The organism is Pseudonocardia sp. CA-107938 (genome assembly GCF_050936315.1).
Lineage (GTDB): Bacteria > Actinomycetota > Actinomycetes > Mycobacteriales > Pseudonocardiaceae > Pseudonocardia.
Map to the genome: position 1 here is coordinate 905,867 of NZ_JBNJNA010000001.1, position 16,066 is coordinate 921,932.

Genomic DNA, 16,066 nt, shown 5'->3' on the forward strand with positions numbered 1-16,066 from the left:
GCCTCCTGAGCGCTGCGCGGCGGCCCTACCACAGGCCGCCGACGATCTCGCCTGCATGATCGCGAGTTGTCCCCAACTCGCGGGTCGGTCCACAGGTAACACCTGACCGCACCCAAGCAGGCACGGTTCGGCCTACCGTCGAACGCATGGCCGATGCGCTCTCCCCACACCTGTCCGACCGGATCTCCGACGCCGTCCGTGCGCTCGTCGGAGGCCCCAGCTGGCGACGCACCCTGCGGCTGCGAAGAGCGGCGGCAGCGGTCCTCGCCGCCACCGCACTGGTGCTCGTTGCCGCGCCGCGAGCGGGACCGTCCGGGGTCCCCGTCCTCGTCGCCGCCGTCGAGCTGCCCGGCGGAAGCACGGTGCGCGCGAGCGATCTGGCGGTCCGCGAGTGGCCGGCCGATCTCGTGCCCGCGGGCGCCCTGCGCACCGCCGAAGACGCAACCGGACGGGTGCTGGTCGGCGCAGCACACCCCGGCGAACCGCTCACCGACGTGCGCCTGGTCGGCGCCGGTCCGGTGCCCAGCGGCGCCGCGGCCGTACCCGTGCGGATCGCCGACGCCTCCGTCGCCACGCTCCTCGTACCCGGCAACCGGGTCGACGTGGTGAGCATCGGGCCCCAGCAGCAGGAGCCCGCTGTGCTGGCGGGCGACGCGCCGGTGCTCGCCGTTCTCGCCGAGGAGAAGGGCACCCGGGGCCGGCTCGTGCTCGTCGGGATGTCACGCGATGCGGCGACCCGGGTCGCGTCAGCCACCTTGACCGACCAGGTGACGATTACCCTCCGCTGATGCTCAAGGGCTTCAAGGAGTTCATCCTGCGCGGCAACGTCGTCGAACTCGCCGTCGCGGTCGTGATCGGCGCAGCGTTCGGGGCCATCGTCACCTCGTTCACAGACGGCATCGTGAAGCCGCTGGTCAACGCCATCACCCCGGCCGAGAGCCCCGGCCTGGGCATCACCGTCGTCCCGGGGAAGGAGAGCACCTACGTCGATTTCGCGGCGGTGATCACCGCAGCGGTCAACTTCGTCATCGTCGCGGCCGTCGTCTACTTCGTCATCGTGCTGCCGCTGGCCCGCCTGCAGGAGCGGCGCCGGCGCGGTGTCGAGCCGGCGCCGGTCGAGCCGACGGAGGCCGAGCTGCTCACCGAGATCCGTGATCTCCTGCGCGCTCAGCGCGGCGCTCAGGAGTAGCCGGCTCAGGCGCGGTCGTGGTGCGGGGGTCGGTCGGCGAGCAGGTCGGCGTCCGTGTCGCGCGGGCGGTCGTCCGGGTGCTCCACCTCGCGCTCGTCGCGGGTGGTGTCGGGCATCGTGTCGCCGAAGATGGCATCGAGCTTGCGGCGGAGGTGATCCGACTGTTCGGGCACGCCGTTCATGCTCCTCCGGTGCCACGATGGATGCCATGACGCACCCCGACAACCGCACCGAGCGGGCCAAGGAAATCACCGACACCGCACTGGAGAAGGCCGGCGAGTTCGCCGAGCTGGCCGGTGCCAAGGCTGCGGAGCTGGCGGAGAAGGCCCGGGAACGGGCCCCGGAGTTCCTCGACCGGGCGGCCGAACTCGCCGGCGGGGCGGTCGAGCGGGCGGCTGCGGCCGTCGACAAGGCGACCGGCGGCCGGTTCCACGACTACCTGTCCCACGTCGGGGAGAAGAGGGAGGAGACCGAGACGGCACCCACGGCACTGCACAACCCACCGGCCGAACCGACGGGGACGACCACGCCGACGACTCCGACCGAGGCCACGCCGACCACGCCCACCGAGGCCACGCCCACCGAGGCCACGCCGAAGCCGCCGGCCGAGGAAGGCTGATCGGGCCTGGTGATCACCGCCTGACGAGCGGGGTCAGCGACGGCCGCGCGACCAGCGCCGGCACCGCCTGAGCACGGCGGAACCGCCGTGGCACCCTGCTCAGTCGAGCCCGGACAGCTCGGTGATGACGTGCGCGACGAGGGGGGTCAGTGTCGCCATGCCGTCGCGCACGGCCGCGCGCGACGGAGCGAGGTTCACGACGAGCGTGCTGCCCGAGACCCCGACCAGGCCGCGGGAGAGCCCGGCGTCGACGGCGCCGGCGGCGAGGCCGGAGGCACGGATCGCCTCGGCGATGCCGGGGATCGGCCGGTCCAGCACGCCGGCCGTGGCGTCGGCGGTGACGTCGCGGGGAGAGACCCCGGTGCCGCCGACGGTGACGACCAGGTCGACCCCGCCGATCACCGCGGTGTTGAGCGCGTTGCGGATCGCGACCGGGTCACCGGGCACGCTCACCACCCCGTCGACGAGCAGCCCGGCCTCCTCGAGGAGCTCCGTGACGAGCGGGCCGATGGAGTCCTCCCGCTCGCCCTGGCTCACGCGGTCGTCGACGATCACCACGAGTGCGCGGCCGATCTGGGGTGGTGCGATCTCCATGGCATCACCGTAGCGAGCGCCGCTGGGCGGGCGGCACACGGTCGGGTGGCGACGCGACGTCAGCCGGCGGCGCCGAGCGTCGCGTCGACGGTCCGGTCGGCCAGCTGGATCCGGACGGCCTCGCCGGGTGCTCGGGAGCCCACGACGGCCTGCAGGTCGTCGCCGGTGATGATGGGCCGGTCGTCGATCCGCACGATGGTGTCGCCGACCTTGATGCCGGCGGCGGCACCGGGTCCGTCCGGCACGAGCGTCTTGACGAGCGCACCGCCGCGCTTGGGGTCGCTGCCCACGGTGAGCCCGAGCGTGGCGCGGCTCGCCTTCCCGGTGCGCTCCAGCTCGTCGGCCACCCGCTTGGCCTGGTTGATCGGCACGGCGAAGCCGACGCCGATCGACCCGTCCTTCGGTCCGGTCGTGGCGATGGCGGAGTTGATCCCGATGACCCGACCGGTCATGTCGACGAGCGGGCCGCCGGAGTTGCCGGGATTGATCGCGGCGTCGGTCTGGATCGCGTTGAGCACGGTGGAGGTGCGCGAACCCTGCGCCGGCCCGACGGTGACCGCCCGGTCGAGCGCGCTCACCACTCCGGTCGTGACGGTGCCGCCAAGACCGAGCGGTGAGCCCACCGCGACCACCTGCTGACCCACCGCGATGGACGACGAGTCGCCCAGTTCGGCCGGGGTCAGACCGGTGACGTCGGCGATGCGCACCAGCGCCAGGTCGGAGTTCGGGTCGCGCCCGACGATGCTCGCCACGGCCGTGCGCCCGTCCTGCAGGAGCACGGCGAGCGGCCGGTTGCCGGCCTGTTCGACGACGTGGTTGTTGGTGAGCAGCAACCCGTCGGCGCTGAGGATGACGCCGGATCCGGTCGTGGTGTCCGCTGCCCCCTCCGCGCGCAGCTGCACCACGCTCGGCAGGACCTTGGCCGCCACCTGCTCGACGGGGCCCGCACCCGTGGCTGTGGCGCCGGGGGCCGACACGTCGGGGGTGCCCGACCCGGTACCACCGTTGCGCGCGAGCGAGTAGCCGACGGCACCGCCGGCGGCCCCGACGACCAGGGCGGCCACGACTGCCGCACCGGCCATCGCCACCGAGCGACGCCGCCTCGGCGGTGCATCGACGGCGTAGGACGGGTCCTCGTGGAACCGGTCCGGGCGTTCCCGGTGGTCGACGTCCTCCGCAAGCGCCGGCGCGGCGGCACGCGGGGGCCGCACCGCGATCGGCTCGGTCAGCGGCGCGGCGCCGTCCTCAGGGCCCCGGGACGGGCGCGGGCGCCCCGTCGGCAGTGCCGTCGTGAGCGGCTCGACGTCGCCGGCCGGGCCAGGGGCCGGCCGGCGGGCACCGTTCGGCGCCACCGTGCCCAGCACGCTGGTGACCGGGTCGATGTCGGCCTCGGGCCCGTCGTCCAGGTCGTCCAGGTCGTCCAGCTCGTCGTCGGCGGAGTCGGGACCGTACGAGTCCTCGTCCCAGCCGGATCGCCGGCGCGGCGGGCCTTCGATGTCCGCCGGCTGCCGCGCCTCGGGCAGGCCGAGCTCCGGCGCCTCCGCGTGTCGCGGCCCGGCCTCCAGCCCGTCCCGGTCCTCGTGCAGGAGCGCGCCAGCGTCGTGGCCGTTCCGCGCGTCGTGCTCGGGCGCCGCGTCGCGGACGCGGGCCGTGGGATCGTCCACGTCGCCCGCGTCCTCGTCCTGTCCGGCGCGGTCCTGCGTCGGGACGGCGAGCCGCGACGTGATCACCTCGCCGCCAGGACCGTCGGGTCGGGCGTTGCGGGGGCCGCGGTGGCGGCCCCGCTGGTGCTCGTCCATGGCCACCACGGCGCGCTGGTCGCCCTGGCGGGTGTGGCGGGAACGGCCGGGTTGGTCGTCACGGACCGGTGGGCGGCCAGACCCCGGGCGCGGCCGGGGATCGGGTCGGGACGGCGGTTCGTCGCCGAACCGTCCATCGGCGCCCGGCCCGGGGAAGGGGTCGGGGTCGGGTCCGTCGAACTCGTCGTCGGGGTCGCCGGGCAGGTGTCGCTGCGTGGCGCCGTTGGTGCCGGCGCCCCGCGGGGCGATCGAGCGGCCGTTGCGGTCGTGACGGCCGTCGAGCGGAACCACGACGCCCCAGGCGCCGGACCGCTCCCCGAACGCCCCGTCCGACCCGCTGCTCGGGTCGGGCGTCGACCGGTCGACGTCGCCGGCGTCGCCGTACGGGTCCTCAGGACGATCGTGATCGGTCGTCGAGGGCGGCTCACCGGCCGGCCCGTCGAGGCCGATCGGCTCACCGCGTTCGGCCGGCCACGACGGGTCGAACCGGTCCTGCGCCGAGGGGCCGTCCACCCCTCCGCCCGGACGTGCCGCGTGCCGTCGGAACGGGAACGGTGCGCCGGACCGCGGCCCGTCCGGGCCGCTCCCGTTCAGCGGCCCCGGCTGGCCGGTGGGCTCGCCGAAGCGTGGCCCGCCCCCGCCGGACCCACCGTCCGCCCACGAACCACCGCCGTCGAACGGCTCCGCGGCCGAACCGGTCACGCCGTCGCGATCGCCCGACCACGGCTCAGCCTGATCGGACGAGCCGAGGCCAGAACCTCCGCCTGGCCGGGTCGGGCCGTCGTGGTCGCCGGACCACCGCCCGTCTCGACCGGCGAACGAGCTCGGATTCGCTCCACCGGGCTGCCCGCCCGGGTCGAACCCGCCGTCCCGCGCCCAGGAGCCGGCGCCGTCGGACTGCTCCGCGCCCGAACCGGCGCCCGGCCCGGCCACGCCCTCCCGGCCACCTGCCCATTGCCCATCTGCGTCGAACGGCTCCGAGGCGCGTGCGCTGCCCCACGACCCGCCGCGGTCGAACGGATCCGAGCCTTCGCCCAGGCCGGCCGGACCACCGCTGCCGTCCGACCCCGCCCGGTCGAACGGCTCGGCCGAACGCTGACCGGGCAGCCCGCCCCGGTCGGCTCCACCGTCGCGACCGTCCCACGAACCCGCCTGCGGGGTCGAGCCGTCACGGGGCGATCCGCCGTCGCGACGCGCCCGCGAACCACCCTGCTCGAACGGCTCCGCCGAGCGCTGACCGGGCAGCCCACCTCGATCGGTCTCGCCGTCTCGACCGGTCCACGATCCGGCCTGCCCGAACGACTCCGGCGCCGAACCGTCCGCCGGCAACCCGCCGGTCTCCAGCCCGCCGTCGTGACCCGCCCACGAGACGGCTCGCCCGAACGAGTCGGACGCCGAACCGTCCGCCGGCAACCCGCCGTCGCGACCGCCCCCGAACCCGTCCTGGTCGTGCGGCTCCGACCTCGACCGCTGACCGGGCAGCCCATCTCGATCGGACTCGCCGTCTCGACCGGCCCATGAACCGGCCTGCCCGAACGACTCCGACGAGGAACCGTCAACGGAAAGACCGCCGGTCTCGAACTCGTCGTCCCGGCCGGCCCACGAACCGGCCGCCCCGAACGAGTCCGACGCCGAACCGTCCGCCGGCAACCCACCGGTCTCCAACCCGGCGTCCCGACCAGTCCACGCCGAACCGTCCGCCGGTAACCGGCTGTCGCGACCGCTTCGGGACCCGCCCTGGTCGTGCGACTCCGACCTCGACCGCTGACCGGGCAGCCCGCCACTGTCGCGATCGGGTCGCGGACGACCGGGGTCGAAGGACGGCGCCGAGCCGTTCCGGTTGTCGGGCGCCGCGAAGGGGTCCCGGTGCACTCCGCCGGACCCGTTCTGCTGCCCCTCGGGGCCGAGCAGGTCCGACACCCACGCCTGCCCGAACAGCTCGGCGGCGCTGTCCCGCCCGTTCGTGCCGTTGTGGCGGCCCGCGTCGGACGGGCCGTCGGCTGCTCCCCGTCCGCTGCGCGCTTCGCCGGCCGAGCCCGGCCAGCTCGTCCAGCCGCCGCGCTCCGTACCCGGCCGCGGGGGATCGCGGCGTTCGGTCCCCTGGCTACCGGCCTCGGACGCCGGCGCGAACAGGTCGGCCGCCGAGCTGGGGGCGCTGTCGCGGTACGCGCGGCGCTCGGCGAACGGGTCGTCGGCAGCGTCACCGTCGGACGGGCGACGCCCCGATCCCGCGACACCGCGCGCGAACCGCGCGGCCGCGCCGGCACCGGTCTCGGTGCGAGGCCGGGGCGCAGCGGCCCCGCCGGCGTCGGCCGGGGTCTCCGCGAACAGGTCCATCGCGCTTCCGGATGCGCCGAACGGCTGTTCCTCGAGGCGGCGGCGTTCTCCGGGCACCCGGCGCGGCAGCAGCGGCGGCGGGGAGTCCGGTACGCCGACGGCGGGGGTGTCGCTGAACTGGGGGTCCTGCGGGTCCGGGACGGCCACGGCGTGCAGGCGCGGCGGATCCAGCGCGTCGCTCTCCGCGGCCAGCGCGGCGAACAGCGGATCGCCGGCCAGCTCGTCGAGCCGCCGCGATCCGCCGGCGGTCACGTCGTCGGACCCGGCCGAACCGTCCGCGGGGGTGTCGTCGGCGGGGGTGTCGTCAGCGCCGTAGGGCCAGTGCGTCGCACCATCGCGTGCCACCTGGTCGGGGCCGCCCCCCTCCGTGTCCGGCGCCTGCTCCGCAAGACCTTTCGGCTCACGGTCCTCCATCGCCATCACCCGTTCGGCTGTCCGTCGGATCAGAGGAGAGCCTATGAGTACGTGGCGTACCGACATGCAGCCCCACCCCGCCCGCGGTCGGGTGACGGCGTCACCCGTGCGCTGAACGGCCGGGCAGCCGCAGAGCGAGCAGCGCACCGCCTTCCGGCGCCCGTCCGGCCCACACGGCGCCGCCGTGTCGCACAGCGACCTGTCGGACGATCGCCAGCCCGAGCCCGGAACCGGGCATGGTCCGGGAGGTGGCGGCCCGGTAGAAGCGGTCGAAGACGTGCGGGAGGTCCTCGGCCGCGATGCCGGGCCCGGCGTCGGCGACCTCGACCACGACCGACCAGTCGTCGATGGGCCGCATCTGCACCCGCACCTTGCCGCCGGCCGGGCTCCACTTGGCCGCGTTGTCGAGGAGGTTGAGCACGGCGCGCTCCAGCGCGGTCGCGTCGCCGAGCAGGGTCCAGGGGACGAGCGTCGGCACGAACTCGACGTCGCCGGCGCGCCGCCGGGCGCGTTCGAGCGCCCGCTCGATGACGTCGGTGAGCTCGACCGGCTCGTGGACGACGGCCGGTGCGTCGTCGCGGGCCAGCTCCACGAGGTCGCCGACGAGGGTGGACAGCTCGGCGACCTGGGCTGCGACGTCGTCGAGGATCTCGAGGCGCTCCGATTCGGGCAGGGCGGGCGCGCCGGGCCGGCTCGCCGCGGCCAGCAGCTCCAGGTTGGTGCGCATGGAAGTGAGCGGCGTGCGCAGCTCGTGGCCCGCGTCGGCGACGAGCCGGCGCTGCTGCTCGCGGGAGGCGGCCAGCGCGCCGAGCATCTCGTTGAAGCTGTGGGTGAGCCGGGCCAGCTCGTCGGTGCCGTCGACGGGGATCGGCCGCATGTCGCCGGTGGCGGCGACGCGTTCGGCGGCGTCGGTGAGCCGGTCGACCGGACGCAGGGCGGCCCGCGCGACCGCGACGCCGGCGATGGCGGCGAGCACCACGCCGACCCCGCCGACGATCGGCAGGGAGACCCCGAGCTTGGTGAACACCTGCTGGGTGGCGTCGAGCCGCTGGGCGATGACGAGCGCCTGTCCGTGGCCTGCCTGGACGGCGACGACCCGGTACGGGTGGTCCTCGAGATCGGCGGTGCGCACCGAGTAGTCCTCGTTGCCGGCGGCGACGGCCACCTCCCGTGCGCCCAGCGGCGGGGCGGACGCCTGCCCCTCCGCGGAGATGAACGTGCTGTTGGCCGCGACGAGCGCCAGGCGGATGTCGCCGGCGCCGAACGCCTCCGGCGGCAGCGTGGCGAGCTGCTGCGGATCGACCAGGTCGCTCTTCGCGGCGGCGTAGGCGCGCTGGAGGAGGTTGGAGTCGAGCGAGTCCATGATGTTGACGCGCACGGTCACGAACGCGGCCACAGACACCAGCACCACCATCAGGCCGGCGACGAGCGCGGCCAGCACCCCGATGCGTCCGCGCAGCGAGATCTGGTCGAACCGCTGCCGCGACGCCCGCACGGCGCCGCGCACGGCCGTCGGAGCACTCACTGCGCTGTCACCTCGTTCCTCCCGAGGCGAAGTCTCCTCGCCCCGCCCGCGCGTACGCGGCCGGCCGAGCTCACGGCGGGGTGTCGCGCAACACGTACCCGACGCCGCGGACGGTGTGGATCAGCCGGGGCTCGCCCTCGGCCTCGGTCTTGCGTCGCAGGTAGCCGATGTAGACCTCCAGCGCGTTGCCGGTGGTCGGGAAGTCGTAGCCCCACACCTGCTCGAGGATCTGCGACCGGGTGAGCACCCGCCGCGGGTTGGAGAGCAGCAGCTCCAGCAGGGTGAACTCGGTGCGGGTGAGGCTGATCGCCCGCTCGCCGCGGCGGACGTCGCGGGTGTCGGGGTCGAGGGTGAGGTCGGCGAACTGCAGGACCTTCGCCTGCCCGGCGGCCGCCGCGATGTCGTCGGGGGTGCGCCGGCGCAGCAGGGCGCGCAACCGCGCGAGCAGCTCCTCCAGGGCGAACGGCTTCGGCAGGTAGTCGTCGGCGCCGGCGTCCAGCCCGGCCACCCGGTCGCTGACGGCGTCGCGGGCGGTGAGCACCAGTATCGGCAGCTCGTCGCCCGCGGCGCGCATGCGCCGGCAGACCTCGAGCCCGTCGAGGCGAGGCATCATGACGTCGAGCACCATCGCGTCGGGCCGCTGGGCGAGCACGGCGTCGAGCGCCGCCTGGCCGTCGTTCGCGAGCTCCACCTGGTAGCCGTTGAACGCGAGCGAGCGGCGCAGCGACTCCCGGACCGACCGGTCGTCGTCCACGACGAGTATGCGCATGCCGCAAGTCTGATCGGCACTACTGAGAAGTGCCTGAGAGGGGCCTGTGACGCCGCCGCGAGCCCCGCGGCGCAACGATGCACCCATGTCATTCGGCGCCCGCCTGCTCGACCTGCTCACCGGACACGCCCTCACCATGATGATCAGCCTCGGGCACCGCACCGGACTGTTCGACGCGGCCGCGCAAGGTCCGGCCACGTCCGCGGAGCTGGCCGGACGGGCCGGGCTGGCCGAGCGTTACGTCCGCGAGTGGCTCGGCGCCGTGGTGACGGGCGGGATCATGGAGTACGACCCCGCGTCCGGCCGGTACACGCTGCCGGCCGAGCACGCGGAGTTCCTCACCGGCGAGCGGGCCCGCAACGTGGGCCCGACCGCCCTGATGCTCGGCAGCCTGGACGCGGTGCTGCCCGAGGTGGCAGCCGGGTTCCGCTCCGGCGATGGCGTGGAGTACGCGCAGTACGTCACCGCGACCGAGGGCCGGATGGGCGGGTCCTGGCGGCACATCTACGACGAGCACCTGGTCGACGGCTTCGTCGGCGGCGTGCCGGGGCTCACCGAGCGCCTCCGCGCCGGCGCCCGCGCGCTCGATCTGGGCTGCGGCACCGGGCACGCGATCACGGTGCTGGCGAGCGCGTTCCCGGCGGCGGAGTTCGTCGGGCTCGACATCGCGCCCGAGGCGATCGCGGCCGCCGAGGCCGAGCGCGCCGAGCTGGCATTGTCGAACGCGCGGTTCGCCGTCGGCGATGCCGCCGATCCGCTGCCCGGCGGACCGTTCGACGTGGTGTTCGCCTTCGACGCGATCCACGACCAGCAGCGCCCCGACGTCGTGCTGGGCCGGGTGCGGGACGCGCTCGCGCCCGACGGCGTGTTCGTGATGGTGGACGCGAAGTTCGCGAGCGCGGTCGAGGACAACCTCGACAACACCTACGCCCCGATGGCGTACGCGATCAGCACGCTGTTCTGCGTGCCCAGCACGTTGGCGCGCGGGGAGGAGGCGCTCGGGGCGGTGTGGGGCGTCGAGACGGCCACGCGGATGCTGGCCGAAGCCGGGTTCTGCCAGGTCACGGTGCTGGACTCGCCACGCCCGCAGAACTGCGTCTACGTCTGCCGAACCGCTGAAGTGGACCACTGCGAGGGGTGACAATTGGATCTGCTGCCCGGGCCGCCTGCCGATTAGCGTTGCTGTCATGAGCAGGCGTGGAGTGGTGTTGTTCGCCCTGATGGCAGTCATCTGGGGCGTCCCGTACCTGATGATCAAGGTGGCCGTCGAGGGCGTTTCGGTGCCCGTGCTGGTGTTCGCGCGGTGCGCGCTCGCCACTCTTCTGCTGCTGCCGCTGGCCCTGCGGGGCGGGCAGCTCGCGGCCCTGCGCCCGCACTGGAAGCCGATCGTGGCGTTCGCCGTCCTCGAGATGGTCGTCCCCTGGTTCCTGCTCGCCAAGGCGGAGCAGGACATCACCAGCTCCATGACCGGACTGCTGATCGCCGCGTCGCCCATCGTCACGGTGCTCGTGGCCCGCATGCTGGGCAGCTCGGAGCGGTTGGGGCTCACCCGCATGGTCGGGCTGGGCATCGGGCTCGCCGGCGTGGCCGTGCTGGCCGCGCCCGAGCTGCGCGGCGGCAGCCCGCTCGCCATCGTCGAGGTCCTGCTCGTCGCCGTCTGCTACGCCACCGCGCCGCAGATCGCCGCGCGCCGCCTGCAGGACGTGCCGTCGCTGCCGATGACGGTGGCCTGCCTCGGGTTCGCCTCGATCGTCTACGCCGGTCCGGCCATCGCCACCTGGCCGGCGGAGCTGCCCGGCGGCTGGGTGCTCCCCGCGATCGGCGGCCTCGCCGTGATCTGCACGGCCGTCGCGTTCATCGTGTTCTTCGCGCTGATCCGCGAGGTCGGCCCGTCGCGGGCGCTGGTGTTCACCTACCTCAACCCGGCCGTGGCCGTGACGGCCGGCGTGGTCCTGCTCGGCGAGCCGCTGACCCTGCCGATGATCGCCGCGTTCGTGCTCATCCTCGCCGGTTCGGTGCTCGCCACCCGCTCCGCGAAGGTCGTCGAGCCCGCTGCGACCCCGCAGCGGGCCAACGCCACTGCCTGATCAGCACGCGCCCGCCGCCGCCGGCTGCTCCACCCGGCGCCGGCGGGCGTTTCGGCGGTGCAGGGCCTTGCGCACCAGCGGGTGGTAGAGCGGGAACAGCAGCAGACCCAGCACGGTGACCACCACCACCGTCTGCCACGGCTGCGCGACGCGGTCGCGCAGCAGGTCGCCCAACCGGCTGTCCCACAGCAGCACCGCCAGCCCCACCATGACGTACAGGCAGGCCATCGACGTGGCGCCGAACGCGAGCAGGCCGAGCTGCTTCGGCCCGGGCCGACGGCCCGCGGCCAGGTCCCGCCAGAGGTCGCGCAGCAGGTACTGCTTGGCCTCCTCGCGCAGCCGCGGCGTGCGCAGCGCGTCGGCCAACGCCTGGTAGCCGTCCAGCGGCATCAGCGGGATGAGGTTGAACAGCGTGTTGGAGTACAGCCCGTAGGCCAGCGTGAAGCACATGCCGGCGATCTGCGGATGGGGCAGGAACGCGGCGGTCAGGCCGGCCGCACCGGCGATCCCCGCGGTCGTCATCGGCCCCGACAGCGCCACCACGATCCGCGAGTACGGGCTGCCGAACCACATGTCGGACGTGTCGACGAACGCGAACGGGAACCCGAGCATGACCATGAACCCGCCGCGGTTGACGCGGCGCCCGTACGACTTCACGGCCAGCGCGTGCGCCGCCTCGTGCGCTGCGGTCGCGACGACGTACCCGGCGACCACCACCGCCGCCCCGACCGGACCGGCGCCGGCCAGGTCGAACAGCTGCTGGTGCCCGGTCGCGCGCCAGAACCCGTACCCGCCCGCGATGATCAACGCCCATAGCGCGAACACCGCGGCAGGTGTGAACAGCCGCCAGCCGAAGGCTCGGTAGGCCCGTTCCACGAGCGGGTCGAGGCCGCGGACCGACACCTGGACCCGGATCAGGTTGCGCACGACGGCCCGGCCGAACCGTTGCCAGCCGGTGAGCTCCGGTTGCGCGTCGGGCAGGCCACGCACCAGCCCCGCCGCGGCAAAGGACCGCACCGTCGCCTCGATCCGCGGCAGCGCGAGCTGCCCGAACCTGCGGAAGTAGGCGAACAGCAGGTCCCGGATAGTGTGCTCGCCGTCGAGGTGCTCCCAGACGAACACCTCCCGCTCGTCGAGCGACAGGTACGTGCCCGTCCGCGTGTTGCGCAGCACCCAGCGGGGATCGCCGCTGCCGGGCACCTGCTTGAGCGCCCACCCGCTGCGCCGTTCCGGCCGCGCGTCCAGCGGCTCGGTGGCGGTCGCCGCCTCCTCGGGTGCGTCGGCGGCCCGCAGCATCGTGTGCTCGGTGCCGCGCAGCTGGGTCCGGCCGCCGACCGCGACCGAACGGGGCTGCGTGAACGTCGTCTCGACGTCGCCGAAGAACACCGTCGTCGCGTCCTGCAGCGGAGCGCCGTCGGCCCGCACCGGGTGCTCCGCGCCGTCGGGCGGGCGCACCGCGGTGCCGTTGAACGACCCGAGATCGAGCACCCGGAACCCGTCCCGACCCCGGACGATCCGGGCGTGCCGGCGCGACACGCTCGGATCGTCGAGCACGACGTCGTTGTCGGCGTCGCGGCCGATCGAGGTCTCCGGCCGGGTCAGCGACACGACCGTCGCACCCCACCGCAGCTGCGGGGCGGTGAACTCCTCCACCTTGGCGCCCTTGCGCAGGGCACCGCAGGCCAGGCAGTACGGGAAGTCCCGGCGGACGTGGATGCGGCAGACCCGGCACAGCATCGTCAGCGCCTAGTTGACGACCGGGCCGGGGTCGCTCGGACCGGTCCAGACCGCGTAGTCCAGCACGTCCGGCACGGCGGGCTGCGACGCGGCGTTGTTCGGGTCGCTGCCCGACTGCACCTCGTAGCCGTCGAGGTAGCCGTCGTCGTCGGAGTCCGGGTCCTTGCCACTGGTGCGCAGGTCCATGCCCTCGCGGCGGTCGTCGAGCCCGTCACCGTCGCTGTCGGGGTTGTTCGGCTTGGTGCCGGCCCAGATCTCCATCTGGTCGGAGTAGCCGTCGCCGTCGGTGTCCCACGTGTTCGGGTCGCTGCCGTGCAGGTACTCGGCCTGGTCGGGCATGCCGTCGCTGTCGGAGTCGGCGGCTGTCGGGTTCGTGCCGCGGTCGATCTCCTCGCGGTCGGGGATGTTGTCGCCGTCGGAGTCGACGCCGGCCGGATCGGTGCCGCGCTGCAGTTCCTCGCCGTTGAGGATCCCGTCGTTGTCGAAGTCCATCGTGGGGAACACCGGGCTGAGCGCCCTGGCCTCGTCCGGGGTGAGCTGCACGGGCCCGTCGTCGTCGTTGCCCCACAGGTCGTCCCAGGCGTCGCCGATCGCGTCGACGGCGTCCTCTCCGGCCCTGAGCACGGTGTCGAAACCGTCCTTCACCGCGCCCGTCGTGTCGTTCCAGGCGCCCTCCAACGTCGCGCCCGGGTCGTCGACGAGGTCCTCGATCGCGTTGACCGTCCAGTCCGCACCGTCCAGCCAGGCCCCCACCATCGGCGTGGGCACCTCGAGCGAGATGAACGGCAGGTCGACCTTCGTCGAGTAGCCGAAGTCGGCGCCGAGCTCCGCCTTCAACCCGACCTCGGCGCCGACACCGACGTTGTTGTCCAGGATGTCGGTGTCGAGCCGCACGCCGGCTTCACCGGCCGACGCGCCCACGGTCGCCTCGACGTGCCCGTCACCGACGCCCACCGACGCGTTCGCGGACGGCCCCTCGGCCGCGGCGCTTCCCTGCACGTCCCCGACCGGCGTCTCGATCTTGCCGTCGGCCGTGACCCGCACCGTGACCGCCTCGGCCTCGGCCCGACCGGTCATGTGGTCCAGGTCGAACTCGGCCCGTCCCGTCACCTCGCCCACCACGATCTTCGTTCCACCGGCGACGGTGATCGGGCCCAGCTCCTCGCGGCCGTGCGCCTCGGCCTCGAACAGCACACCGCGGAAGGCCACGAAGTCGTCGCCGGAGGAGGTCTCGAAGCTCGGCCCGGACGCCGACGCCCCGCTCGACCCGCCTGCCTCGTTCGGCAGCTCCCCCGACACGTACGCCCCTGCGACGGCACCACCGGCCTCTCCGATCCCGGCGAACGCGTCGGCGGCATCCGCCGTCGGCGCGACCCCCTCCGCCACCGCGGCCAGCACCGAGTCGGGCCCGATCGGCAGGATCGGATGCGGTGGCAGCACCAGCGGCTCGGCGACCTCCCCGGCGTCCGCCGGTTGCGGCAGATCGAGTGCAGACCCGTGGACCGGCAGGACCGGGTGCAGCGGAAGCACCAGATCGACGTCCACCTTCGGCGGCAACGGCTGCGGATTCAACGCTGCGACGTCGGTGCGGGCAGCCGACCCCGGGTCGAACCGGGGCGTCGGGTCAGGAGCGGACGGAGGCTCGAGGTCGAGGTCCCGCCCACCGACGATGATGATGCCCGCGTCACCGGGGTCCGACGACCCGCCGCCGATGTTCGCCGACACCGCTGCGGCGGCGTCGGACGTGGACTCGGCCGTCGTCCGCGCAATTTGCTCCGTGCCGATGTCGTCGGTGACGGACTGCTGGATGCGGTCCTGGGTGAGGTCGTCATCGGACGTCTCCGTGAACCGTGCGGGTGCCTGCTCGGCTGCGTCGCCGGGGTCCTCTGCACGGTCCTCTGTGTGCTCGGCTTCCGGCTCGTCGGCTGCAGAGCTGTCCGTCTCGCGGTCGCCGCGCTCCTCGCCACCGGACTCGTCGTCGCCACCGGAGTCGGCGCGGTCGTCGCTGCCCGCGTCCGACCCGTCGTTCGAGGAGTCGGTCGCATCGCTCGCGCCGTCGTCGCCCCCGTCACCGTCAGAGCCGCCGTCCGAGCCCCCGTCGCCGGTGTCGGCGTCCATGACCACGGCCAGGTCCGCGCCGAACACCAGACCCGACCGGGACAGCCGCTCCTCGAGCCGGCGCGGCCCGCCACGGCCGGCGTCGAGCGTGGCGCCGAGCACGAGCGCCACCTCGTCGGCGTCCAGGCCCCACGTGCCGGCGAGCTCGTCGGGGTGCCGGTGGATCCTCCGCGCGAACGCGGTGTCGGTCGCCATCCGGGTCAACAGCCGTTCGAGAGCGGTCATCGGAAACTCCAGGTGAGATCAGGATCGGCAGGTGTAGGTGAAGCCCGCGGCGGCTTCGCCGGGGTCTGGTGCGAGGACGCGCAGGGTCGCCCGCGCCGGGTAGGTGCCTTCGCCGGCGAGCGTCCACATCAGGTGGACCTGCACCGAGGTGACGCCGGACTCGACGGTCTCGACCAGCACCGCGCTGGTCGTGCCGTCGCTGCGCAGCCACTGGTAACGGACGACCCCGGCCTGGCCGTTGGTGTCGATGGTTCCGACGACGTCGACGGTCACGTCGCAGGCTGTTCCCGGTTCTGCGACGCTGACCGCGGTGCCGGTCACCTGCAGCGGCGCCGGCCGCGACAGCAGCAACCACACCACGAGACCGACGAAGGCCGCGGTCGCCACCGTGGCCAGCAGCACCGCCCCGGGCCCGGACCGGGAGCGGCGCCGGGCCGGGACGGTCCACGCCGCCACCGGCGGCACGCCGGGGCCGAAGCGCGTCCCGTCCGCTGGAGCGGGGTCGGGCTCGACGCTGCGCCGTCCGCGGCCCGTCTCGCCCGCTCCGGCCGCCGCGCGCTGACCGATGCGGGTGGCGTGCGGGTCGACCTGTTCGTCGGCTGCGGGGCGATCGTCGTCGCCGTGCCCGCGGTGCCCGAGCTGGGTCTGCACGG

At 74.2% G+C, this 16,066-nt stretch carries 13 protein-coding genes; 5 read left to right on the top strand and 8 right to left on the bottom strand.

The annotated features are described in order from the left end of the window. The first annotated feature begins 146 nt into the window (after positions 1-146). Both ACQEVB_RS04450 and mscL read left to right on the top strand, forming a co-directional pair. Positions 147-788, top strand: coding sequence for an SAF domain-containing protein (locus ACQEVB_RS04450; RefSeq protein WP_432965351.1), 642 nt, complete (start codon positions 147-149; stop codon positions 786-788). Next, positions 788-1,189 (top strand): large conductance mechanosensitive channel protein MscL, encoded by a 402-nt coding sequence (gene mscL, locus ACQEVB_RS04455; RefSeq protein ID WP_432965354.1) that lies wholly within the window; start codon positions 788-790, stop codon positions 1,187-1,189. The genes ACQEVB_RS04450 and mscL overlap by 1 nt, the downstream gene beginning before the upstream one ends. A 5-nt stretch (positions 1,190-1,194) precedes the next feature. On the opposite strand, the gene ACQEVB_RS04460 is transcribed toward mscL, so the two are convergent. Next, complete coding sequence (locus tag ACQEVB_RS04460; protein ID WP_432965357.1) at positions 1,195-1,362, bottom strand: hypothetical protein; 168 nt, start codon at positions 1,360-1,362, stop codon at positions 1,195-1,197. A gap of 35 nt (positions 1,363-1,397) precedes the next feature. On the opposite strand from ACQEVB_RS04460, the gene ACQEVB_RS04465 reads away from it, so the two are divergent. Then, positions 1,398-1,808: a hypothetical protein gene (locus ACQEVB_RS04465; RefSeq protein ID WP_432965360.1), complete on the top strand. Its 411-nt coding sequence runs from the start codon at positions 1,398-1,400 to the stop codon at positions 1,806-1,808. A 99-nt stretch (positions 1,809-1,907) separates the two neighbouring features. On the opposite strand, the gene ACQEVB_RS04470 is transcribed toward ACQEVB_RS04465, so the two are convergent. The 4 genes from ACQEVB_RS04470 to ACQEVB_RS04485 form a co-directional block, all read right to left on the bottom strand. After that, positions 1,908-2,402 carry a MogA/MoaB family molybdenum cofactor biosynthesis protein gene (locus ACQEVB_RS04470; protein WP_432965363.1) on the bottom strand — a complete coding sequence of 165 codons (495 nt, stop codon included), beginning with the start codon at positions 2,400-2,402 and terminating at the stop codon, positions 1,908-1,910. 59 nt (positions 2,403-2,461) lie between these two features. After that, entirely contained in the window at positions 2,462-6,952 is a 4,491-nt protein-coding gene (locus tag ACQEVB_RS04475; protein ID WP_432965366.1) for a trypsin-like peptidase domain-containing protein, read from the bottom strand. Positions 6,953-7,052: 100 nt separating this feature from the next. Beyond that, entirely contained in the window at positions 7,053-8,477 is a 1,425-nt protein-coding gene (locus tag ACQEVB_RS04480) for a sensor histidine kinase (protein ID WP_432965369.1), read from the bottom strand. A gap of 70 nt (positions 8,478-8,547) precedes the next feature. Beyond that, on the bottom strand, positions 8,548-9,246 hold the full coding sequence (locus ACQEVB_RS04485; RefSeq protein WP_432965372.1) for a response regulator transcription factor: 699 nt from the start codon (positions 9,244-9,246) through the stop codon (positions 8,548-8,550). Positions 9,247-9,331: 85 nt separating this feature from the next. Here ACQEVB_RS04485 and ACQEVB_RS04490 point away from each other — a divergent pair, with 85 nt between their 5' ends. Together ACQEVB_RS04490 and ACQEVB_RS04495 are read left to right on the top strand one after the other, a co-directional pair. Continuing rightward, a complete protein-coding gene (locus tag ACQEVB_RS04490) occupies positions 9,332-10,387 on the top strand; it encodes a class I SAM-dependent methyltransferase (RefSeq protein ID WP_432965375.1) in 1,056 nt (351 codons plus the stop codon). Between the two features lie 46 nt (positions 10,388-10,433). Then, on the top strand, positions 10,434-11,333 hold the full coding sequence (locus ACQEVB_RS04495) for a DMT family transporter (protein ID WP_432965378.1): 900 nt from the start codon (positions 10,434-10,436) through the stop codon (positions 11,331-11,333). On the opposite strand, the gene ACQEVB_RS04500 is transcribed toward ACQEVB_RS04495, so the two are convergent. From ACQEVB_RS04500 to ACQEVB_RS04510, 3 genes are read right to left on the bottom strand one after another with little or no spacing between them, the layout of a single operon-like run. Further along, a complete protein-coding gene (locus ACQEVB_RS04500) occupies positions 11,334-13,070 on the bottom strand; it encodes an FHA domain-containing protein (protein ID WP_432965381.1) in 1,737 nt (578 codons plus the stop codon). It abuts the gene before it with no gap. A gap of 9 nt (positions 13,071-13,079) precedes the next feature. Beyond that, entirely contained in the window at positions 13,080-15,413 is a 2,334-nt protein-coding gene (locus ACQEVB_RS04505) for a hypothetical protein (protein ID WP_432965384.1), read from the bottom strand. 18 nt (positions 15,414-15,431) lie between these two features. Continuing rightward, on the bottom strand, positions 15,432-16,064 hold the full coding sequence (locus ACQEVB_RS04510; protein WP_432965387.1) for a hypothetical protein: 633 nt from the start codon (positions 16,062-16,064) through the stop codon (positions 15,432-15,434). Positions 16,065-16,066 lie beyond the last annotated feature (2 nt).